The 21,741-nt window shown below is 52.9% G+C and carries 21 protein-coding genes; 10 read left to right on the top strand and 11 right to left on the bottom strand.

Going from position 1 to position 21,741, the window contains the following annotated elements:
- The first annotated feature begins 22 nt into the window (after positions 1-22).
- From N5923_RS17865 to rnd, 3 genes are all read left to right on the top strand, one after another.
- Positions 23-619 carry a Slp family lipoprotein gene (locus tag N5923_RS17865; protein WP_267145015.1) on the top strand — a complete coding sequence of 199 codons (597 nt, stop codon included), beginning with the start codon at positions 23-25 and terminating at the stop codon, positions 617-619.
- Between the two features lie 228 nt (positions 620-847).
- The gene (gene fadD / locus N5923_RS17870; RefSeq protein ID WP_267145014.1) at positions 848-2,533 is read left to right on the top strand and encodes a long-chain-fatty-acid--CoA ligase FadD; all 1,686 of its coding nucleotides are present in this window, start codon (positions 848-850) and stop codon (positions 2,531-2,533) included.
- 112 nt (positions 2,534-2,645) lie between these two features.
- Positions 2,646-3,767, top strand: a complete 1,122-nt coding sequence (gene rnd, locus N5923_RS17875) for a ribonuclease D (protein WP_267145013.1) — start codon at positions 2,646-2,648, stop codon at positions 3,765-3,767.
- A gap of 59 nt (positions 3,768-3,826) precedes the next feature.
- On the opposite strand, the gene minE is transcribed toward rnd, so the two are convergent.
- The 3 genes from minE to minC all read right to left on the bottom strand — a co-directional run bounded on the left by minE (position 3,827) and on the right by minC (position 5,702).
- Entirely contained in the window at positions 3,827-4,096 is a 270-nt protein-coding gene (gene minE / locus N5923_RS17880; RefSeq protein ID WP_017799816.1) for a cell division topological specificity factor MinE, read from the bottom strand.
- Positions 4,097-4,099: 3 nt separating this feature from the next.
- Complete coding sequence (gene minD / locus N5923_RS17885; RefSeq protein WP_267145012.1) at positions 4,100-4,912, bottom strand: septum site-determining protein MinD; 813 nt, start codon at positions 4,910-4,912, stop codon at positions 4,100-4,102.
- A gap of 88 nt (positions 4,913-5,000) precedes the next feature.
- Positions 5,001-5,702: a septum site-determining protein MinC gene (gene minC / locus N5923_RS17890; protein WP_209499427.1), complete on the bottom strand. Its 702-nt coding sequence runs from the start codon at positions 5,700-5,702 to the stop codon at positions 5,001-5,003.
- 159 nt (positions 5,703-5,861) lie between these two features.
- Between minC and N5923_RS17895 the strand changes: the two genes are divergently transcribed.
- From N5923_RS17895 to N5923_RS17910, 4 genes are all read left to right on the top strand, one after another.
- The gene (locus N5923_RS17895) at positions 5,862-6,131 is read left to right on the top strand and encodes a YcgL domain-containing protein (RefSeq protein WP_267145011.1); all 270 of its coding nucleotides are present in this window, start codon (positions 5,862-5,864) and stop codon (positions 6,129-6,131) included.
- 98 nt (positions 6,132-6,229) lie between these two features.
- A complete protein-coding gene (locus N5923_RS17900; protein ID WP_267145010.1) occupies positions 6,230-7,270 on the top strand; it encodes a lytic murein transglycosylase in 1,041 nt (346 codons plus the stop codon).
- Positions 7,271-7,334: 64 nt separating this feature from the next.
- Positions 7,335-7,994 (top strand): fumarylacetoacetate hydrolase family protein, encoded by a 660-nt coding sequence (locus tag N5923_RS17905; RefSeq protein WP_267145009.1) that lies wholly within the window; start codon positions 7,335-7,337, stop codon positions 7,992-7,994.
- Between the two features lie 63 nt (positions 7,995-8,057).
- Positions 8,058-8,504: a YcgN family cysteine cluster protein gene (locus N5923_RS17910; protein ID WP_267145008.1), complete on the top strand. Its 447-nt coding sequence runs from the start codon at positions 8,058-8,060 to the stop codon at positions 8,502-8,504.
- 57 nt (positions 8,505-8,561) lie between these two features.
- On the opposite strand, the gene dsbB is transcribed toward N5923_RS17910, so the two are convergent.
- Together dsbB and nhaB are read right to left on the bottom strand one after the other, a co-directional pair.
- The gene (dsbB, locus tag N5923_RS17915) at positions 8,562-9,092 is read right to left on the bottom strand and encodes a disulfide bond formation protein DsbB (RefSeq protein ID WP_267145007.1); all 531 of its coding nucleotides are present in this window, start codon (positions 9,090-9,092) and stop codon (positions 8,562-8,564) included.
- Positions 9,093-9,215: 123 nt separating this feature from the next.
- Entirely contained in the window at positions 9,216-10,766 is a 1,551-nt protein-coding gene (nhaB, locus tag N5923_RS17920) for a sodium/proton antiporter NhaB (protein ID WP_267145006.1), read from the bottom strand.
- Between the two features lie 225 nt (positions 10,767-10,991).
- On the opposite strand from nhaB, the gene fadR reads away from it, so the two are divergent.
- Entirely contained in the window at positions 10,992-11,714 is a 723-nt protein-coding gene (fadR, locus tag N5923_RS17925; protein WP_026111530.1) for a fatty acid metabolism transcriptional regulator FadR, read from the top strand.
- Between the two features lie 68 nt (positions 11,715-11,782).
- On the opposite strand, the gene N5923_RS17930 is transcribed toward fadR, so the two are convergent.
- A complete protein-coding gene (locus N5923_RS17930) occupies positions 11,783-13,318 on the bottom strand; it encodes a SpoVR family protein (RefSeq protein ID WP_267145005.1) in 1,536 nt (511 codons plus the stop codon).
- 506 nt (positions 13,319-13,824) lie between these two features.
- Between N5923_RS17930 and N5923_RS17935 the strand changes: the two genes are divergently transcribed.
- Both N5923_RS17935 and dadX read left to right on the top strand, forming a co-directional pair.
- Positions 13,825-15,129, top strand: coding sequence for a D-amino acid dehydrogenase (locus tag N5923_RS17935; protein ID WP_267145004.1), 1,305 nt, complete (start codon positions 13,825-13,827; stop codon positions 15,127-15,129).
- Between the two features lie 19 nt (positions 15,130-15,148).
- Positions 15,149-16,219 carry a catabolic alanine racemase DadX gene (gene dadX, locus N5923_RS17940; RefSeq protein ID WP_267145003.1) on the top strand — a complete coding sequence of 357 codons (1,071 nt, stop codon included), beginning with the start codon at positions 15,149-15,151 and terminating at the stop codon, positions 16,217-16,219.
- A gap of 4 nt (positions 16,220-16,223) precedes the next feature.
- Here dadX and N5923_RS17945 read toward each other — a convergent pair whose 3' ends face one another.
- From N5923_RS17945 to N5923_RS17965, 5 genes are all read right to left on the bottom strand, one after another.
- A complete protein-coding gene (locus N5923_RS17945; RefSeq protein WP_267145002.1) occupies positions 16,224-17,414 on the bottom strand; it encodes a multidrug effflux MFS transporter in 1,191 nt (396 codons plus the stop codon).
- Positions 17,415-17,555: 141 nt separating this feature from the next.
- Complete coding sequence (locus N5923_RS17950; protein ID WP_267145255.1) at positions 17,556-18,254, bottom strand: sugar transferase; 699 nt, start codon at positions 18,252-18,254, stop codon at positions 17,556-17,558.
- 341 nt (positions 18,255-18,595) lie between these two features.
- A complete protein-coding gene (locus N5923_RS17955) occupies positions 18,596-18,829 on the bottom strand; it encodes a DUF1480 family protein (RefSeq protein WP_267145000.1) in 234 nt (77 codons plus the stop codon).
- Between the two features lie 78 nt (positions 18,830-18,907).
- Positions 18,908-20,635, bottom strand: a complete 1,728-nt coding sequence (locus tag N5923_RS17960; RefSeq protein ID WP_267144999.1) for a potassium/proton antiporter — start codon at positions 20,633-20,635, stop codon at positions 18,908-18,910.
- A gap of 243 nt (positions 20,636-20,878) precedes the next feature.
- Positions 20,879-21,502: a hypothetical protein gene (locus N5923_RS17965; protein ID WP_267144998.1), complete on the bottom strand. Its 624-nt coding sequence runs from the start codon at positions 21,500-21,502 to the stop codon at positions 20,879-20,881.
- Positions 21,503-21,741 lie beyond the last annotated feature (239 nt).

The following is a 21,741-nucleotide window of genomic DNA, read 5'->3' on the forward strand; positions in this document are numbered from 1 at the left end:
ACAGTATCAGGGAGAGTTAATTATGCGTAAACGTTTTATTAGCCCGGCCAGCCTGTTGCTGCTGGCAACTGTTTTACTTTCCGGCTGTGTGTCCATCCCCGATTCGGTGAAAGGAACCTCACCCGTCCCCCAACAGGATTTACTGCGCGTGATGAATGCGCCGCAGTTATATGTCGGCCAGGAGTCGCGTTTTGGCGGCAAGGTGGTGAAAGTCACCAATCTGACCGGCCGTACGCGCCTTGAAATCGCCACTCAACCGCTGGACAGCTCTGCGCGACCGATTCTCGGCGCGGCTTCCGTGGGGCGTATTTTTGCTGACGTTAATGGCTTTATCGATCCGGTCGATCTGAATAACCAGATGGTTACCGTCGTCGGACCAATCAAAGGCACTGAAAAAGGTGAGATTGGTCAGGCTGCGTATAATTTTGTGGTGGTGAATGTGACCGGTTATCAGCGCTGGCACCTGACGCAACAGGTCGTGATGCCGCCGCAGCCGATTGATCCCTGGATCTGGTATGGCCCACCTCGTGGTCGCCATGGCGGTTACTGGGGACCAGGACCGTGGGGAGGTTGGTACAATAACAGCCCCGGACAGGTACAGACTATCCTCACAGAGTAACCAGTAGTAAAGTAGTCACCCGGTATTCACCCATTTTTGCGGCCCGGTCGCGACATACTGCGATCGGGCCGTTTTGTTTTTTTCTCACTGGAATGAGAAATTTAGTGATGGACTTCGCAAGCCTGTCACAGAGTAATTAGCAAACTGGTACGCTGAGTTAAAATATTGTTAACAGGGCGTGACGGTGAGGCTGCTATGACAATGAAATATGATTTCCGAGGCGAATCCTTGAAGAAAGTTTGGCTTAACCGTTACCCGGCCGATGTCCCGGCTGAAATTGATGCTGACCGTTACACATCTTTAGTTGATCTGTTTGAGCAAGCGGCAAAACGTTACGCCGATCAGCCGGCATTTATCAATATGGGTCAGGTGATGACCTTCCGTAAGCTGGAAGAGCGCAGCCGCGCCTTCGCCGCTTATCTGCAGGAAGGGCTGGGACTGAAAAAGGGCGACAGAGTCGCACTGATGATGCCCAATCTGTTGCAGTATCCGATTGCGCTGTTCGGCGTGCTGCGCGCCGGCATGATCGTGGTTAACGTCAACCCGCTGTATACCCCGCGTGAACTGGAACATCAGCTGAATGACAGCGGCGCCAGCGCCATTGTGCTGGTGTCCAACTTCGCGCATACGCTGGAAAAAGTGGTCGAAAAGACGCAGGTGAAACATGTGATCCTGACGCGGCTCGGCGACCAGCTGTCGCCAGCCAAAGCCACGCTGGTTAATTTTGTGGTCAAATATATCAAGCGGCTGGTGCCGAAATATAACCTGCCACACGCCATCTCTTTTCGCAGCGCCATGCATCAGGGGTATCGCCTGCAATATGTCAGGCCGGATGTGATTAATGAGGATCTGGCGTTCCTGCAATATACCGGCGGCACCACCGGGGTGGCGAAAGGGGCGATGCTGACCCATCGCAATATGCAGGCTAACCTTGAGCAGACCAAAGCGACTTATGGCTCACTGCTGCAGGACGGTAACGAAACGGTGGTCACCGCGTTGCCGCTCTACCATATCTTTGCATTGACGGTGAACTGCTTACTGTTTGTCGAGCTGGGCGGACGCAATCTGCTGATCACCAATCCACGCGATATTCCGGGGCTGGTTAAAGAGCTGGGCAAATATCCGTTTACCGCCATCACCGGGGTGAATACGCTGTTTAATGCGTTGCTGAATGATAAAGATTTTAACCGGCTGGACTTCTCTTCATTGCGCCTGTCGGCCGGTGGCGGTATGTCGGTGCAGAAAGCGGTGGCTGAGCGCTGGGAGAAGCTGACTGGCCACTATCTGCTCGAGGGCTACGGCCTGACCGAATGCTCACCGCTGGTGTCGGTTAATCCTTACGATATTACCTGCCATAATGGCAGCATTGGCTTGCCGGTGCCTTCAACTGATATCAAACTGGTCGATGACGCCGGTAATGACGTGGTTGAAGGGGAGCCTGGCGAACTGTGCATTAAAGGACCACAGGTGATGCTCGGTTACTGGCAGCACCCGCAGGCCACTGATGAAGTATTAAAAAATGGATGGCTTCACAGCGGCGATATTGTTACCGTTGATCATGAAGGCTTTCTGCGGATTGTCGATCGTAAAAAGGATATGATTCTGGTCTCCGGTTTCAATGTTTATCCGAATGAGATCGAAGATGTGCTGATGCAGCATGCGAAGGTGCGTGAAGCGGCCGCCATTGGCGTGCCGAGCGATCTGTCCGGTGAAGCGGTAAAGGTCTGCATAGTGAAAAAGGATGATTCACTGACTAAAGATGAGCTGATTGCGCACTGTCGTCGCCTGTTAACCGGCTATAAAGTGCCGAAAATTGTCGAGTTTCGTGACGAACTGCCTAAAAGCAATGTGGGGAAAATCCTGCGTCGCGAGCTGCGTGATGAAGCGATTAAGGCGGCGAAAAGCGGCGGATAACGCAACCTGGGCACTGCACTAAGATTACAAAACGCCGGTGAGTCCGGCGTTTTTATTGCTGTCAACACCTGAACACTGCCTGGTGAATTTGCAGGCAGCGAGAGAAAATAATTTGAATTACACATTAATCACTTCCGACGACGCGCTGGCCGAGGTTTGCCAGGCGGCGCGTCAGTTTCCTGCGCTGGCGCTGGATACTGAGTTTGTCCGTACGCGCACCTACTATCCACGTTTAGGTTTAATCCAGCTGTATGACGGTGAACGTGTCTCGCTCATCGATCCGCTGGCGATTAGTGACTGGACGCCATTTGAAGCGCTGCTCAGTGACCAGCAGGTGATCAAATTTCTGCATGCCGGTAGTGAAGATCTGGAAGTGTTTATCAACGAGTTTGGCGTGATGCCAGACCCGATGATTGATACACAAATCCTGGCGGCCTTTAGCGGACGTCCGCTCTCCTGTGGCTTTGCCACTATTGTCGAATCCTTTACCGGCATTGCCCTCGATAAAAGTGAGTCGCGTACCGACTGGATGGCGCGCCCGTTAAGTGAGCGTCAGTGTGAATACGCTGCCGCCGATGTCTTCTATCTGTTGCCGATCGCCCATAAGCTGGTGGCAGAAACCGAAGCAGCAGGGCAGATGGCTGCGGCGCTTAGCGAGTGTCAGCTGCTGTGCCAGCGCCGTAGCGATATTCTGTTACCAGAAGATGCCTGGCGCGAGATCACCAATGCCTGGCAGTTGCGCCCGCGTCAGCTGGCGGCCCTGCGGCTGATGGCGGCGTGGCGTCTGGAGCTGGCGCGTGAAAAAGATATGGCAGTTAACTTTGTGGTACGCGAAGAGAACCTGTGGAAAGTAGCGCGCTTTATGCCGGGTTCGCTTGGCGAGCTGGATCATCTCGGCTTAAATGGTCACGAAATCCGTTTCCATGGCAAAACCCTGGTCAGCTTTGTTGAGCAGGCCAATGCGCTGCCGGAAGAGGAATTACCGGAGCCTCTGAGTAATATTATCGATCAGCCGAACTACAAACAGGCGTTTAAAGCGCTGAAGGCGCTGGTGCAGGAAGTAAGTGAAAGCTCAGGATTAAGTCAGGAATTGCTGGCATCACGCCGGCAGATCAACCAGTTATTAAGCTGGCACTGGCGTATCAAACCGCGTGAGCGCTTGCCGGAACTGCTGGCAGGCTGGCGTGGTGAACTGATGGAAGAGGGCATCAACAAGCTGCTGGCGGAATATTAACTCGCCATAAAACGATTTCCCCTGCTGCAGCGCAGGGGAAATTCAGGCGTAACCAACCCTCATTTGGTGGGTTCTTCCACTTCCGGTAGCGTAACGTTCAGCTCCAGAATCGAAATGTCATCCCCTTTTTGATCCAGCTGCACGGTCACCATCTCCGGATCAATTTTTACATATCTGCAGATCACTTCCAGTATGTCGCGTTTCAACTGCGGCAGATAGTGAGGCTCACTGTCGCCCCTTCTGCGCTCTGCCACGATGATTTGCAGCCGTTCCTTGGCTATATTTGCTGTGCTCTTTTTACGGGATAAAAAGAAATCGAGTAAGGCCATGGTTTATCCCCCGAACAGGCGTTTCAGGAAACCCTTCTTCTCTTCTTCAATGAAGCGGAAGGGACGTTCTTCGCCGAGTAAACGGTCTACGGCATCGGCATAGGCTTTGCCCGCATCGGACTCGCCATCAAGAATCACCGGTTCGCCCTGGTTGGACGCACGCAGTACGGACTGATCTTCCGGGATTACACCAACCAGTGGAATGCGCAGAATTTCCAGCACATCTTCCATGCTCAGCATATCACCACGGTTTACGCGGCCCGGGTTGTAACGGGTTAACAACAGATGTTCTTTAATCGGATCCTGACTGTTTTCTGCACGACGCGATTTCGAGGCGATAATGCCGAGAATACGGTCAGAGTCACGAACTGAAGAGACTTCCGGGTTAGTGGTAATAATCGCTTCGTCGGCGAAGTAGAGCGCCATCAGCGCGCCGGTTTCAATGCCCGCCGGTGAGTCACAGACGATAAAGTCAAATGACATGGCATCCAGGTCATTCAGCACTTTTTCCACACCTTCGCGGGTCAGCGCATCTTTATCACGGGTCTGCGAAGCTGGCAGGATAAACAGATTTTCCGTGCGCTTATCTTTAATCAGCGCCTGGTTCAGCGTGGCATCGCCCTGAATTACATTGACGAAGTCATACACTACACGGCGTTCACAGCCCATAATCAGGTCAAGGTTACGCAGACCGATATCGAAATCGATTACCACGGTTTTTTTGCCTTTCTGCGCCAGACCAGTAGCGATGGCCGCGCTTGACGTGGTCTTACCAACGCCCCCTTTACCCGATGTAACTACAATAATGCGTGCCATATTGATTAATTCCTTAACAAAGGGGCTGAGTCTATTCCAACAGGCTTTTTACGCGCCGTACATCGCTGCTGACGCCGTAAAAACAGGCCTAATTTAATGTCTGTATCGTTATCGCGCCTTCTTTCAGGCAGAGGCGCGAAGCTTTGCCAAAAAATTCAGCGGGAATTTGATCCATCATCCAGTATTCACCGGCAATTGACACCAGTTCCGCAGACAAACTGGTACAAAAAATCTGGCACTCACGGTCGCCGCTGGCGCCGGCAAGCGCGCGTCCACGCATCATACCGTAAATGTGGATATTGCCATCAGCGACCAGTTCAGCGCCGGCGCTCACGCTGTTAGTGACAATCAGGTCAGCGTTGCGCGCATAAATCTGCTGTCCGGAGCGAACCGGCGTATTAACGACACGGGTTTTTGCTACCAGATTTTCCAGCGGTTGCACCGCCTGGATCAGCGGCGCGGCTTCTGCCGCCTTCTTCTGTTCTTTGCCTTCGGCCAGAACCGGTAAACCGGCGCGCGTAATCATGCGCTTCAGGCTTTCATCTTTACAGCCGCTGACACCGATTATGCGCAAACCTGTTGAGATCACCGCCTGCTGCATCTGTTTCCAGTTAACCTCACCGGAAAGCGTTGCAACATTGAGCACCACGGGCGCGTTTTTCAGAAAGGCTGGAGCCTGGTCAATTTTGTCCTGAAGCGCCTGGCGAACCACCTCGGGTTGAGTGTGGTGTAAATGAACAACAGACAGTGTGAAACTACTGCCCTTTAACTCGATTGGCGTTTGCGACATCTGTCCTGACTCAGTCCTGTTGTGTTTCACCCGACATAATTAAGCTTAATTTTATCATCACTTAATCAAAGCGGGACAATATTCCGAAGTACTGCAAGCATGTTATAGTTACTGCTATATTCAGGCAAGCCACCATCCCAGTTAATTCGAGTAAAAAATATGTTTTGTGTGATCTATCGAAGCCCGCAGCGCGACCAGACTTATCTTTATGTAGAAAAAAAGGACGATTTCTCGCGCGTGCCCGCAGAACTGCTGCGCGGTTTTGGCAAGCCGCAGCTGGCGATGCTGTTACCACTTGATGGCAGTAAGAAACTGGTTAATGCCGACCTTGAGAAAGTCGCGCAGGCTATAAAAGAGCAGGGCTATTATTTACAGCTGCCACCCCCCCTCGAAAGTCTGCTGAAAATGCACCTGGAAAATAGTAAATGAGGTGAATTAAGAATCCTCTGTAAATATCTCCGCCGCCTTCTGTCAACGATACAGATTAATATTTGCGGCGGATAAACCCGATTAAAAAGGATGCCCGCATGAAGCAGACAGCCCTCAGTGCTCTTACCCTCGCGCTTTTACTCACCGGATGTGCCAGTAAAAACAGCGCTGCGCCGTTGCCCGCCGCTGCTCAGCCGAAGCCTGCCACTACCCTGGCCGAACAGGGACGCAACCCGGCTGAGTTTCCGGCGTATGTTGATAAATTAAAAGCGCAGGCGCGTGCGCAGGGAATTAATCAGAGCACGCTGGATAGCGCTTTTGCCAATGTGCATTTTGTTGATCGGGTGATTAAATCAGATCGCAATCAACTGGAGAAAAAAGTCACGCTGGATGACTATCTGGCGCGCACCATCACTGCCGCGAAAATCACTCAGGCGCGTGAAAACGCGCAGCGCTATCACAGTCAGCTGGCGTCAGTCAGTCAGCGCTATGGCGTACCCGCGCAATATATCGTGGCGCTCTGGGCGATGGAGAGTAACTTTGGCAATATTCAGGGCCGCGAAGATGTGATTTCGGCGCTGGCGACGCTGGCGTTTGAAGGACGACGCGAAGCGCTGTTTACCAAAGAGCTGATCGCTGCCCTGAATATTGTCCAGCAAGGCCATATCTCCGCCGCAGAGATGAAAGGCTCCTGGGCTGGTGCCATGGGCCAGAATCAGTTTATGCCAAGCTCTTATCTGCGTTACGGCGCCGATGCTGATGGCGACGGCAAAATCGATATCTGGAACAATATTGATGATGTGTTTGCCTCGACCGCCAACTACCTTGCCAAAGAGGGCTGGCGCGATGGCGAAGGCTGGGGGCGTGAAGTTGTGTTGCCGGTGGACTTCGTCAAAGAGCAGGCCGGTCTGAAGGATACGCAGGCGAAAAGCGTCGGTGAATGGCAGAAGCTCGGCATCCGCATGACTAACAGCGTGGCGCTGCCGGACAATGCTCAGCGTGCCTGGATCATCCTGCCGGATGATATGGAGGGGCGCGCATTTATGGTTTATGACAATTTCCGCACAATAATGCACTGGAATCGATCTTATTATTTCGCTGTCAGTATTGGCAAAATGGCTGATGCTATCGGGCAGTAAGTGATTAACTGACTAACGCCAGCGGCTGCTGGCGTTGCCACTCAACAGTAAGCAGGGGAAAAGCATGTATCAGCATCGTAACTGGCAGGGCGCACTGTTAGATTTTCCGGTTAGCAAAGTGGTTTGTGTCGGCAGCAACTATGCCAAACATATTAAAGAGATGGGCAGCGCGACGCCGGAAGAGCCGGTGGTGTTTATCAAACCGGAAACCGCACTCTGCGATTTGCGCCAGCCAATCTCGATCCCGAAAGCCTTTGGCTCAGTGCATCACGAAGTAGAACTTGCGGTGCTGATTGGCTCCACGCTAAAGCAGGCGACCGAAGAGCATGTGGCGAAAGCGATTGCCGGTTACGGTATCGCCCTTGATTTAACCCTGCGTGACGTGCAGGCGGGCCTGAAGAAAGCCGGTCAGCCATGGGAAAAATCGAAAGGCTTTGATAACTCCTGTCCGTTGTCCGGTTTTATCCCGGCCAGCGAATTTGACGGCGATCCGCAGAACAGCGAACTGAAGCTGGTGGTCAATGGCGAAGTGCGTCAGCACGGCAATACCTCCGATATGATCACCAAAATTCTGCCGCTGATTGCCTATATGAGTCAGTACTTTACCCTGCGCGCTGGCGATGTGGTGATTACCGGCACGCCTGAAGGTGTTGGTCCGATGGCGTCCGGCGATACACTGGAGTTGTCGCTCGGCGGCCACGGCGTGTCGACACGCGTACTGTAAAGGTTGCATCTGAAGCCCGAACTGTTTATAAGGTGCGGGCTTTCATCAAAACAGGACAGAACCATGACAGATACCCCTTTCTGGCAGCAAAAGTCGCTTGAGCAAATGACCGATAAGGAATGGGAATCCTTGTGTGATGGTTGTGGCCAGTGTTGTCTGAATAAGTTGCGGGACGAAGATACCGATGAAATCTATTTCACCAATGTCGCCTGTAACCAGCTGAATATCAAAACCTGCCAGTGTCGTAACTATGAGCGTCGCTTCGAGTATGAAGAGGATTGCATCAAGCTGACACGCGACAATTTACCGACTTTCTCCTGGCTGCCGCCAAGCTGTGCCTATCGCCTGCTGGCCGAAGGCAAGTCACTGCCGGTATGGCATCCGTTACGCAGCGGTTCGAAAGCAGCGATGCATGCGGCAAGAATCTCCGTGCGTCATATCGCGGTGCGCGAGAGCGAAGTGGTGGACTGGGAAGAGCATATTCTCAATCGCCCGCTGTGGGCGCAGTAATATGGGCGGCGAGATAAGAGGTGGCAGGGGAGCCGTTATCGGCTCCCGTTTCATCGCTTAGCGTGAAAACAGATCGCGACGTTTAGGTTTAAACGGCTGGGCGATCAGCACCAGTACCGCCACCAGCAGAAACGCAGCAAAAATAATCACCAGCCATTGCGGCATGCTTAAGGTCAGGAAAGACCACTGATTCTCAGCGCAATCACCGCTGGCGACAAACATCGACGGCAGCCATTTATCCAGCGGCAGCCAGCTCGGGAAGCGCGCGGCAAAATCACAGGTGACAAACGGATTCGGATGCAGCTGAATCATGGTGTGCTGGTAAGCTAACTGCACACCTTCCCACGCACTGTAAATCCAGCCAGCAATCGCCAGCAGCCGCAGCGGACTTTTCGGGGCAATCGCGCCGACGATGCCTGCCGCAACAATGCCCCACAACGCGCAACGTTCATAAATGCACATCACGCAAGGTTTGAGCATCATTCCGTGCTGGAACCAGAGCGCTACCATTTCCAGGGCGAAAGCGATTAGGGCCATTAATAACCAGGCACCGCGTCCTCTGGAGCATTGATTTAAATATCGCAACATAGTCTTTCCATGCAAGAAACCTTGAAAGCGCAGTGTAAACCAAAAGCGATTCGCTGCCAGCCTCAGCAGCGAAAAAATTAGTCAGATAAATGACTTAAATTAAGCAACCGTCAGATATCCGCCTCAGGGATGCGGCAGGCTGAGCCAGCCCTGCTGCGTAAACCAGCCAGTCAGCGGTTCCAGACTGTACATAATACAAATCAGCCCAACCAGCGACAAGACTACCGTAAAGGGTAGCGCCATCCACACCATGCGGCCATAAGAGAGGCGAATCAGCGGCGCCAGCGCCGAGGTCAGCAGAAACAGAAACGCCGCCTGGCCGTTTGGCGTGGCAACTGACGGCAGATTGGTGCCGGTATTGGTCGCTACCGCCAGCAGCTCAAACTGATCAAGAGTGATAGCGCCACTGCTCCAGGCATTTTTCGCCTCACTGATATATACCGAGCCGACAAACACATTGTCGGAAATCGATGACAGCAGGCCGTTAAAAACATAGAACCAGCTAAGCTGCGAGGCGGGCTCGGCCTGCAACACAAAATTAATCAGCGGACTGAACAGCTGCTGCTCAACAATCACCGCCACAATGGCGAAAAATACCGCCAGCAGAGCAGTAAACGGCAGCGCATCGGTGAAGGCTTTGCCGATGGCATGTTCATCCGTAACGCCACAGAGTGAAGTGGCCAGAATAATCACTGACAGGCCAATCAGACCTACTTCCGCCAGATGCAATGCCAGCGCCACAATCAGCCAGATGCCAATCAGCGCCTGCAGCCATAAGCGTACGCTCTCCTGACGCGTGCGTCTGGCGCCAGACTGGCGATCGTAATCCAGCAGAATGTCACGCACTGCAGCCGGCAGCGGTTCGCCATAGCCAAACAGTTTAAAACGCTCTACCAGCAGCGAGGTGAGAATGCCGCAAATCAATACCGGTACGGTTACCGGCGCCATACGCAGGAAAAACTCGCTAAAATTCCAGCCGGCGGCCTTGGCGATAATCAGGTTTTGCGGCTCGCCGACCATCGTCATTACGCCACCGAGCGCAGTACCGACGCCGGCCTGCATCATCAGACTGCGCAGGAAAGATCGGAATTTTTCCAGCGTCTGACGATGCTCCAGTTCGGCGATATCACTGTCATCATGATGATATTCTTCATTTCCCTGTGAGATCACCCGATGATAAATCGCATAAAACCCGCTGGCCACGGAGATCACTACCGCCACAACCGTCAGCGCATCAAGAAACGCGGAGAGAAAAGCCGCCGCCATGCAGAACGCCAGCCCGAGTAACACCTTCGAACGAATGCTCAGCAGTAATTTAGTAAAGATCAGCAGCAGTAACTGCTTCATAAAGTGGATACCCGCCACCATAAAGATCAGCAGCAGTAGCACGTCCAGATTGTCTGCCAGCTGCTGTTTGACCTGTTCGGCGCTGGCCATACCGATGGCGATCGCTTCCAGCGCCAGCAGCCCTCCCGGCAGCAACGGGTAGCATTTCAATGCCATGGCGAGGGTAAAAATAAATTCCGCCACCAGCAGCCAGCCGGCCAGAAACGGGCTGACAAAAAAGAACAGCAGCGGGTTTACCAGCAGAAAAGCCAACAGGGTTATTTTGTACCAGACGGGCGACTGCCCGAGAAAATTGCGCGTCATCGCGGCGGTATGCGAAATATCCAACGGTGATCCCAGCCTTATTTTTTGTTATGTCATTTGAATATAAACTGAGGGTAAAGCGGCAGAGCACAGCAGGCAATATGATTATTGAGCTGACGGAGAGGTTAATTTTGTTATTTTCTCGCCGCGATCGCTTTTTCAGCCTCTTACAGGCTATGTCCCGCCAGGGGGCTCTGGTATGATGAGCTGAATTTTTTGCGGTATATGAAAGCTACGAGAAAAATTGCTATGGTCATTAAGGCGCAGAGCCCAGCGGGTTTCGCTGAAGAGTATATTATTGAAAGCATCTGGAATAGTCGTTTTCCCCCCGGCTCCATTTTGCCCGCAGAACGTGAGCTTTCTGAATTAATCGGCGTCACCCGCACTACGCTGCGTGAAGTGCTTCAGCGCCTGGCGCGCGATGGCTGGTTAACTATTCAACACGGCAAACCGACCCGGGTAAATAATTTCTGGGAAACTTCCGGACTGAATATTCTGGAGACCCTGGCGCGGCTCGATCATGACAGTGTCCCACAGCTGATTGATAATTTACTGTCGGTACGCACCAATATCTCCTCGATCTTTATTCGCCGCGCGATCCGCCATCATGCGGATAAAGCGCAGGAGGTGCTGGATACCGCCAATCACGTGGAAGATCACGCCGAAGCTTATACCGAGCTGGATTATAATATCTTCCGCGGGCTGGCTTTTGCCTCCGGCAATCCGATATATGGTCTGATTCTGAATGGCCTGAAAGGGTTATATACCCGCGTCGGACGTTACTATTTCTCCAATCCCGAAGCGCGTAAGCTGGCGCAGAATTTCTATCAGCAGTTGATGGTGATTAGCCAGAAGCAGCAGTTTGATCTGATTGTCGATGCGGTACGTGACTATGGTCGTCAGAGCGGTGAGATCTGGCACAGCATGCAGAAAACCATGCCAGCCGATTTAGCACATCAGCAGCGTCGTTGATAAAAGGCCAAATAAGCTGCTGAAAAACTGTAGGGGAGCCGTTATCGGCTCCCGTTTTGATACTGGCGTTACAGCACGGTCGGGCGTGGTGGAATGCGATCAAGTAACTCCACGCTGCCATCTTCATTCTGCTGCTCAAGATGAATATCAAAGCCCCACAGGCGATGCACATGTTTCAGCACTTCACGACGGCTCTTATCCAGCGGCGCGCGTTCCTGCGGCACATAGCGCAGGGTTAGCGAACGGTCGCCACGCAGGTCTACGTTGTACACCTGAATATTCGGTTCCAGATTGCTCAGATTATATTGCGCGGAAAGCTGCTGACGGATGGCGCGGTAACCGGCTTCATCGTGAATGGCGGCGATCTCGAGGAAATTATTGCGATCGTCGTCCAGTACGGTAAACAAGCGGAAGTCGCGCATCACTTTCGGCGACAGGAACTGGCTGATAAAGCTCTCATCTTTAAATTCACGCATGGCGAAATGCAGCGTCTCGAGCCAGTCTTTACCGGCGATATCCGGGAACCAGTAGCGATCCTCTTCTGTCGGCGACTCACAGATCCGCTTGATATCCTGGAACATGGCAAAGCCAAGGGCATAAGGGTTAATTCCGCTATACCACTGGCTGTTATACGGCGGCTGATAGACCACGTTGGTATGGCTGTGTAAAAACTCCAGCATAAAGCGCTCGGAGACTTTCCCCTCGTCATACAGGTGATTAAGAATGGTGTAGTGCCAGAAGGTGGCCCAGCCCTCGTTCATCACCTGAGTCTGTTTCTGCGGATAGAAGTACTGGCTGACTTTACGCACAATGCGCAGCACTTCACGTTGCCAGGACTCCAGCAGCGGCGCATTCTTCTCCATAAAATACAGCAGATTTTCCTGCGGTTCAGAAGGGTAGCGAATCGCTTCTGCCTGCACTTCCTCTTTATCGCGTCGTGGCAGCGTGCGCCACAGGGTATTCACCTGGCTTTGCAGATACTCTTCACGGCTCTGCTGACGGGCTTTCTCTTCCTGCAACGAAATTTTTTGCGGACGTTTATAGCGATCCACGCCGTAGTTCATCAGCGCATGGCAGGAGTCGAGCAGCCGTTCTACCTCTTCAACACCATAGCGCTCTTCGCACCTGGCGATATAACTACGGGCAAACAGCAGATAATCGACAATCGAACTGGCATCGGTCCAGCTGCGGAACAGATAGTTATTCTTAAAGAATGAGTTATGGCCGTAGCAGGCATGCGCCATCACCAGCGCCTGCATGGTAATCGTATTCTCTTCCATCAGGTAGGCGATACAGGGATTGGAGTTAATGACGATTTCATACGCCAGCCCTTGCTGACCATGTTTGTAGCGCTGTTCGGTCTCGATAAATTTCTTACCAAATGACCAGTGGGCATAGTTGATCGGCATACCAACGCTGGAGTAGGCATCCATCATCTGCTCGGAGGTAATGATCTCGATCTGGTGCGGGTAAGTCTCGAGCCGGTAGAGTTTTGCGACGCGGTCGATCTCTTCCAGGTAGCTATCAAGCAGTTCAAAGGTCCAGTCAGGACCATCACTGAGTCGTTTATTGTGCTTGATCGCATCGTCAAAAATAGTCGTCATAGCGCACCCCTCTTATTTGAATCAGCACTAAATACCGATTCATGGTGATCTGAGTTTTCCTGCTTGCCGGTTCCGACAAAGAAAGCCCGAAAATCTGAGCGAATACTTCAATGATAGTTCACTGTCACCCATCCGAAACAGGAACACAAACGAAATATTCGGCAGAAAATAGAGTGCGCGGCAAAAAAGAATTTTCAAATATTGAAAGATGCGATTAATTGATGGTTAACCAGAATAATATACTGTTTATAAGGGTTTTATATGAGCTATTTCATTTCTGCTGGTAAGTCGCGGATTATGCGGGTTTGTTATAATTTGCTGCTGCAAAGCGCCGCATAGCAATATTTTCCTCCAAACTGAACCGCTCATCTTGTTTTTAGTTACTCATAAGGTAAAAAAGATGTGAAATAGTTCACCGCAACAGGCTTCTGGTTGCTGGTATCTTCATCCGAAACCAGACTGTTAAAACAGTATATTGTTCTTTTGTTAACTGCCGTGGAGTGGTTATGCGAGTTGTCATTCTTGGAAGTGGGGTGGTGGGTGTCGCCAGTGCCTGGTATCTGGCGCAGGCGGGACATGAGGTCACGGTAATTGACCGTCAGCCCGGGCCCGCGCTGGAAACCAGCGCCGGAAATGCCGGACAGATCTCGCCAGGTTATGCGGCCCCCTGGGCGGCGCCAGGCGTGCCGCTTAAGGCGGTAAAATGGATGTTTCAGCGCCACGCACCGCTGGCTATCCGGCTTGATGGCAGCAGCTTTCAGCTGCAGTGGATGTGGCAGATGCTGCGTAACTGCGATATGCGCCATTATCAGCAGAATAAAAGCCGGATGGTGCGCATTGCTGAATATAGCCGCGACTGCCTGAAAACGCTGCGCGATCAGACCGGTATTGCCTATGAAGGACGGCAGGGCGGCACGCTGCAGCTGTTCCGTACCGCACAGCAGTATGAGAGCGCAGCCAAAGATATCGCGGTATTGCAGCAGGCGGGCGTGCCTTACCAGCTACTGGAAGCCAGCGAGCTGGCCAGTGTCGAACCGGCGCTAGCCGCCACCAGTCATAAACTGACCGGCGGTCTGCGCTTGCCCAATGATGAAACCGGCGACTGTCAGCTGTTTACCCAGCGACTGGCGGAAATGGCCGCGGCGGCCGGTGTCACCTTCCGCTTTAATACGCCGGTGGATCATCTGCTGCGCGACGGTAACCATATTTATGGCGTGAAGTGCGGCGAGGAGGTGATTAAAGCCGATGCCTATGTGGTGGCGTTTGGATCTTACTCCACTTCGCTGCTGCACAATATCCTCGATATTCCGGTCTATCCGCTGAAAGGCTACTCGCTGACGATTCCCATCCGAGACCCCGCGGGTGCGCCGGTTTCCACGGTGCTCGACGAAAGCTATAAAGTGGCGATTACCCGTTTTGATAACCGTATCCGCGTCGGCGGCATGGCGGAGATCGTCGGCTATAACAACCGGCTGCTGCCTGCGCGTCGGGAAACGCTGGAAATGGTGGTGCGCGATCTCTATCCCACCGGCGGCCATATTGAGCAAGCCAGCTTCTGGAGCGGCCTGCGTCCGATGACGCCGGATGGCACGCCAATTGTCGGCCGTACGCCGTTGAAAAATCTTTTCCTCAATACTGGTCACGGAACGCTCGGATGGACCATGGCATGCGGTTCAGGCCAGCTACTTTCTGATATTATTTCCGCACAAACCCCGGCCATCGCCGCTGATGATCTGTCGGTACTGCGTTACCTGCCGGGTTTTTCCGCCCCCAACAGCACGCCGTTACACAGTGCTGACGTCACGCGTTAAGGTTTTACAAGGAGAGGTTATGTCACGTCCGATTGTCGCAACCATTGATACTGCCGCGTTGCGACAAAACCTGGCGATTGTTCGTCAGGCTGCACCTGAGTCCCGCGTCTGGTCAGTGGTCAAGGCGAATGCCTATGGCCACGGTATTGACCGGGTCTGGCAGAGTTTGTCAGAAACTGACGGCTTCGCGTTGCTTAATCTGGAAGAGGCGATTCTGCTGCGTGAGCGCGGCTGGAAGAAACCGATCCTGTTACTGGAAGGATTCTTTCACAGTGATGAGCTGGCGATCCTCGATCGCTATCGCTTAACCACCAGTGTCCACAGTAACTGGCAGATTCAGGCGATTGCTAACGCTAAGCTGTCCGCACCGCTCGATATTTACCTGAAAATGAACAGCGGGATGAACCGTCTTGGCTTCCAGCCCGATCAGGTTTACAACGCCTGGCAAAAGCTGCGTTCGCTGGATAATGTTGGCGAGATGACCTTAATGGCGCATTTCGCCGAAGCGGAAAAGGCTGAAGGAATTGTGGCACCGCTGCAACGCGTGGAGCGCGCGGCGGAAGGGCTGAACTGTCGCCGTTCGCTGGCCAACTCCGCGGCGACGCTGTGGCATTCCCAGACTCACTTCGACTGGGTGCGTCCCGGTATCGTGCTGTATGGTGCATCACCCAGCGGACAGTGGCAGGACATTGCCAGCAGTGGTTTACAACCGGTGATGACCCTCACCAGCGAAATTATTGCGGTGCAGAACCTGCAAACCGATGATTGCGTCGGCTACGGTGCCAGATATCGCGCGCAGGCCGCACAACGTATTGGTGTGGTCGCCTGTGGCTATGCTGACGGCTATCCGCGCCATGCGCCAACCGGCACGCCAGTGATGGTGGATGGGGTGCTGACGCAGACGCTGGGGGCGATTTCAATGGATATGATTATGGTCGATCTGACGCCCTGCCATCAGGCGGGTATCGGTAGCAAAGTGGAGCTGTGGGGCAACAGCGTAAAAATCGATGATGTCGCCAGTGCCGCCGGTACGGTGGGGTATGAGCTGATGTGTGCGCTCGCCCCACGTGTACCGGTAGAAATTCGTTAAACCTTCAGAGCGCGGTGATGCGGCCGCGCACTGTTTTACTGCAACGCCATGCGGTGAATGCCAGTATCGCGCCTGCCAGCATCATCAAGGCCAGCGCCGTTTTCTCGCTTAGCGGCAACGCCATCATTAATAATCCTGCGGATGAACCACCGGCCATCTGGATAAAACCAGCCAGCGCGGAGGCAACGCCTGCCTGCTGCTGATAAGGTTCCAGCGCATAGCTGGTGGCCGGGCCAACGGTAAATGCCAGACCTGCCACAGAGATACCTACCGGTATCATATACAGCGCCCAGTGCGTCTGCCATGCGGCAGGCAGCAGCAGAACGCCGCCATACAGTGTAATGGCGCCCACGATCATGGTGATACTGCCAATTGCCAGACAGATCGGACGGCCAAGTTTACGGATTATTTTATTGACCAGCACACTGACCAGCATAATCCAGAAACCGTTGGTGCCAAAGGCGATGGAGAACTGCAGCGCGCTGAGCTTGCCCTCGGTCATCAGCACCTGCGGCGCCAGAGAAACATAGGTCAGCACCATACCCAGCGCGCCGGCGTTAGCAAAGGCAAATGCGAGGAACCGGGGCTGTCTGAAGATCTGCCAGTACTGGCGCAGCGGCAGACCTTTTACCGGCTGAGTATCGGCCGGACGGGTTTCCGGCAGGAACAGCAACACAATCACGCCGATAAACAGCGCATAGCTGGCCAAAAACCAGAAGGGTGCGCGCCAGCCAAACGCATCAGCAAGAAAACCACCCAGCATTGGTGCCAGCGCCGGCACGATATTCAGCGCGCCGTTCAGAAAGCCGTAGGCGCGTGCGGCGTCTTCGCCATCAAGACGGTCACGTACGCCGCTAAAGGCCACCACCGCGGTGCAGCAGACGGCAATACCCTGAATCAGGCGTGCCACCAGGAACATTGGCCAGTTAATCGCCATCGCGCCAACCACGCTGCCGGTGATATACAGCAGCAGGCCAATAATGGCGATTGGCTTACGGCCAAAGTTATCCACCAGCGGGCCGGCAACGATTTGACCCAGTCCCATCACCAGCAGAAACAGCGGGATAGTGGTCTGGATATTACTCACCGGAGTGGCTAAGCCGTCGGCAATTTGTGGCAGGGTAGGCAGATAAAGATCGATGCCCAGCGGAGCCAGCAGAACGAGGCTCAGCAGAAGCAGAGTGAATTTTTGCATAACAGGGCGCGGCATCCGATAACAACAAGCCGCACAGGGTAGAGTTAACTTACAGAAAAGAAAAGGGGAATTTTTTGTTAATTGGTGCGATGGCGGTGATGTTAATGCACATTGTTGCAACGTGCATTAACATCAGCGTGGTTACTGGATATCTTTACCGCGGACTAACTCGCTGGCGGACTTGCACAGGATGCGGCTGTCGGACCAGAAGTTCCAGTTGCTGACGTATAACGCATCAAAATGGGCGCGGGTGGCGTAATCATTGCCTTTACGTCCGCTCACCTGCCACAGGCCGGTAATCCCCGGTTTGGCCACCAGATAGTAGTTCGCCTGGCTGGCATAGCGTTCCAGTTCCACTTCCATTACCGGACGCGGGCCGACCAGACTCATGTCACCGCGCAACACATTCCACAGCTGCGGCAGCTTATCAAGACTGGTGCTGCGCAGGAACTGTCCGTTCTCCGTCACGCGAGGATCCTGCTCCAGACGGAAATCATCTTCCCAGTCGCGGCGCGCCTGTTCACTGGTCGCCAGCAGCAGCGTCAGGCGCTGCTCTGCATCCGGCACCATGGTACGAAATTTAAAACAGTTAAAGAGCTTGCCGTTCTGGCCGATGCGCTGCTGGCGAAAAATAGCGTTGCCGCCGTCACGCGATGCCATCCACCACAGCACCAGCAGCGCCGGGGCGAGGAACAGCAGCAACAGTGAAGCAACCAGCACATCAAAGGTACGTTTCATCAATTGCGAAGAGCGGCGTGAAAAACCATAGCTGGTTGCCGGCATCTTCTGCGCGCCATCGTTATGACGACGGCTATGGTTGATGATATTCATATCTTCCATAATAGCGATTCTCTTATTCCGAGTAAGGGCTATCCTGAACATTCAGACTCTTCAGGATCCGGATAGTGATAGTTAATTGCATGATATTTGCGGCGAGTCTGGCCGACTGAGGAAATTTCCTGCAGTGATTTAGTTCACTTTCATTAAAGTGGTGACCATCAGTATGCAGGATTAAGCTTAATTAGTTAATAGGGTAATAGTCTTAAAAGAAATAGACAGCAGTCTAATTAAATGGCCGCATATAAATATTATCGCCGCAATTCAGCAGATTGACTTTATGGCAGAAATTGATTCTGACAGAAAAATGCCGCCATAATATTATCAGGGCGGCAGAGGGGGGATCAGGCTGGTTTCTTCAGTACCCAGCGGTCCTGCTGCTTGTCATAATGACCGACATCGAGGTCCACCGGGTTGCCGTCAATCCACGCGGGAACGCTGGTTTCCGTGTCCCAACCGTCCAGTTGGTAGCTGAGGCCGGGATTGGTCTGGCAGGGGATGCTGACGGTGTCCAGATTTTCGGTATCCATTTCAGCATCGATAATCTCGTAGCGACCAATTTTCAGTACATGACCCATTTTACTTCTCCCATCAGGAAAGACGTGAATATTAAGCGTAGTCGCTCAGGGGAGAAAATCGAGCGATTTGCTTTCGGATTATTCCTTGTCTTCAGGGACACGTACGCCAATTTTGATCACATGATTATCTTCTTTTTCCGCTACCGTCCATACCAGTTCTTTCCATTCCACCTGGTCGCCTACCACCGGTGCGCCACCAATCATGCCAAGAATAAGCTGACCGAGAGTCTGCTGATCGTCAATCTCCTGATCCAGTTCCAGACCATAGATTTGTGAGACATCGCGTAAACGGGCGTCCGCTTCAAGGATAAAGTCGCCGAAGAAGCGCTGATCGAGGGAAACCGGCGGCGACTGGCTGAACAGTTTACCGAGGGCAGGCAGATCGCGCTCACGGCCAATCACACAGAGCACATCGCCTTCACGCAGGCGGGTGTTGCCGGTGGGATGCAGCAATTGATTCTGGCGAAACAGGGCGGCTATACGGGTTTCGCGCGGCATTTGCAGATCGCGCAACGCCGCGCCGACACACCATTTATCGGCACTCAGCTGATAAACAAACTGCTCCCACGGATTTTCCGGGTGGATATCAAGTCCGACGCGGTTAATTGGCACGCCAGTTGGCGGCACCACCACGCGCGCTTTGCGGGCGGCAAAACCGAGTGAGGTTCCCTGCACCATCAGGGAGACCAGCACCACGAAAAAGGCAATATTAAAGAACAGTCTGGCGTTCTCCAGGCCAGCCATCATCGGGAACACCGCCAGAATAATCGGCACTGCGCCACGCAGGCCAACCCAGCTGATAAAGAAACGTTCACGGATATTAAAGCCGCGGAACGGCAGCAGACCGACCAGAATTGACAGCGGGCGCGCCACCAGGATCAGCCACAATGACAGGATCATCGCCGGAATGGCGATATGCCACAAATCAGAAGGGGTAACCAGCAGGCCAAGCACCAGAAACATGCCAATCTGGCTGAGCCATGCCATGCCGTCAAAGGTCTGCAAAATACCGTGGCGGTTACGAATCGGCCGGTTGCCCAGCACAAAACCACACAGATAGACCGCGAGAATGCCGCTGCCTTCCAGCACCGTGGTCAGAGCAAACACCAGGATGCCGCCACTGACTGCCAGCAGAGGATAGAGACCGTTGGCCAGCGCAATGCGATTCACCAGCTGCTGGAGCGCCCAGCCGCCGCCGAGCCCCAACACAATGCCTAATCCGAACTGCTGAATCAGATGTACCACAAACATCCAGCTGAGGCCGGTTTGTCCCAGCTGGATCATCTCAATTAAGGTGATGGTCAGAAACACGGCCATCGGGTCGTTACTGCCGGATTCGATCTCCAGCGTGGCGCTGACACGCTCATTCAGCCCTTTGCCCCCCAGCAGGGAAAACACCGCGGCGGCGTCGGTTGAGCCGATAATCGCCCCGACCAGAAAACCCTGCATCAAATCGAGATGAAACAGCCAGGCGGCGACAACGCCGGTTAATCCGGCGGTAATTAATACGCCCACGGTGGCCAGCGACAGCGCCGGGCCTAACGCCACCTTAAACGAGCTGGCCTGGGTGCGCATGCCGCCATCCAGCAGAATTATCGCCAGCGCGAGGTTGGAAACGAGGTAAGCCGCCGGATAGTTATCAAATGCAATACCGCCAATGCCGTCGACACCCGCCAGCATGCCAAGCGCAAGGAAGATCACCAGTATCGGAATGCCAAGTCTTGAGGAGAATGAACTTAACAGAATGCTCGACGCGACCAGCACGGAACCGATGATAAATAGACTGTAAATCGCGCTGGCTTCCAATGGGCGGGTCTCCTGATAATGGTGGGTATTTTTACAGTGTGTTAAACGTGGCGACAAATGTCAAAAGCTATTCATAGTGCGATGTTTTACACCGGGAAAATGAGATGCGCAGAACAAAATATCAGATTTTCGCGACGATCAAACGGCCGCCAGCGGATAAATAGTGTGGCTTATTAGAGGGATTGCGGTATCAGAAGGCAGGAAAGGCGAAAGCCAGCGGGGGGATCTGGCTTTATGAGGTTTTTACAGCGGTGTGAGTCGTTCAAAAAGCTGATAGAGGCCAAATAGCAGACCCGGTACGCCCAGCACCCACAAAATGATCGAGATTTTCTGCTCTTTGAGTTTGCTGTCAAAAGCAAATCCCTGTTTTTCAATGGCAATACCCTGCTTTTCAATGGCTGCGGTAAGCTTTTGTGACTGAAGTTCCAGCGCTGATGAAAGCTTGCTTGATTGAAGCGCCAGCGCGGCTTCAAATCTTTCACCTTGCCGTTCCAGTTTGGTGTCAAATCTTTCGATTAAATACTCAATTTTGGTGTCAAATCTTTCGCTTAAATACTCAATTTTGGTGTCAAATCTTTCGCTTAAATGCCCCAGCGCGGTTTCAAACTTTTCACCTTGTTGCTTTAAGGCGGTTTCAAACCTGTCTGCATTGCGGTCCACTTTCGCCTCAAGCCGAATAACAGTTTCATTAAGGCTTGAGAGATTTGACTCTATTGTGTCCACTTTCTTTTCGAGACGATCTAATCGCTCTGACATGCTGCCACCTCCACCATTCCTGTGCGGTATCTGAACATGGTTAAACGGTAAAATTTCACCCATCAAATCAGGTGAAATTTTATAAGCATAAGAACCATATGAAGTTGTCATATTCTGTTCTGCTCCTGCATACCTCCCCTGGCGCCGATAAAATAGCGGCGACTGTTCCCTTAAATCCCTCTATGCCGTAACTTTCCATCATGCCCTCCAGGCGTCCTTTGATGCTGATAAAATATCCCAATCAAAAAGCCTGATCAAGAAAAATATCTATGTTTATTAGGTAGTTAATCGCGTAACTTGTTGCATTAAGTCACCACGCAGCCAATAAAAAACCAGCCGCGAAGGGCTGG

It is taken from the genome of Winslowiella arboricola, from assembly GCF_025527015.1.
Lineage (GTDB): Bacteria > Pseudomonadota > Gammaproteobacteria > Enterobacterales > Enterobacteriaceae > Erwinia > Erwinia arboricola.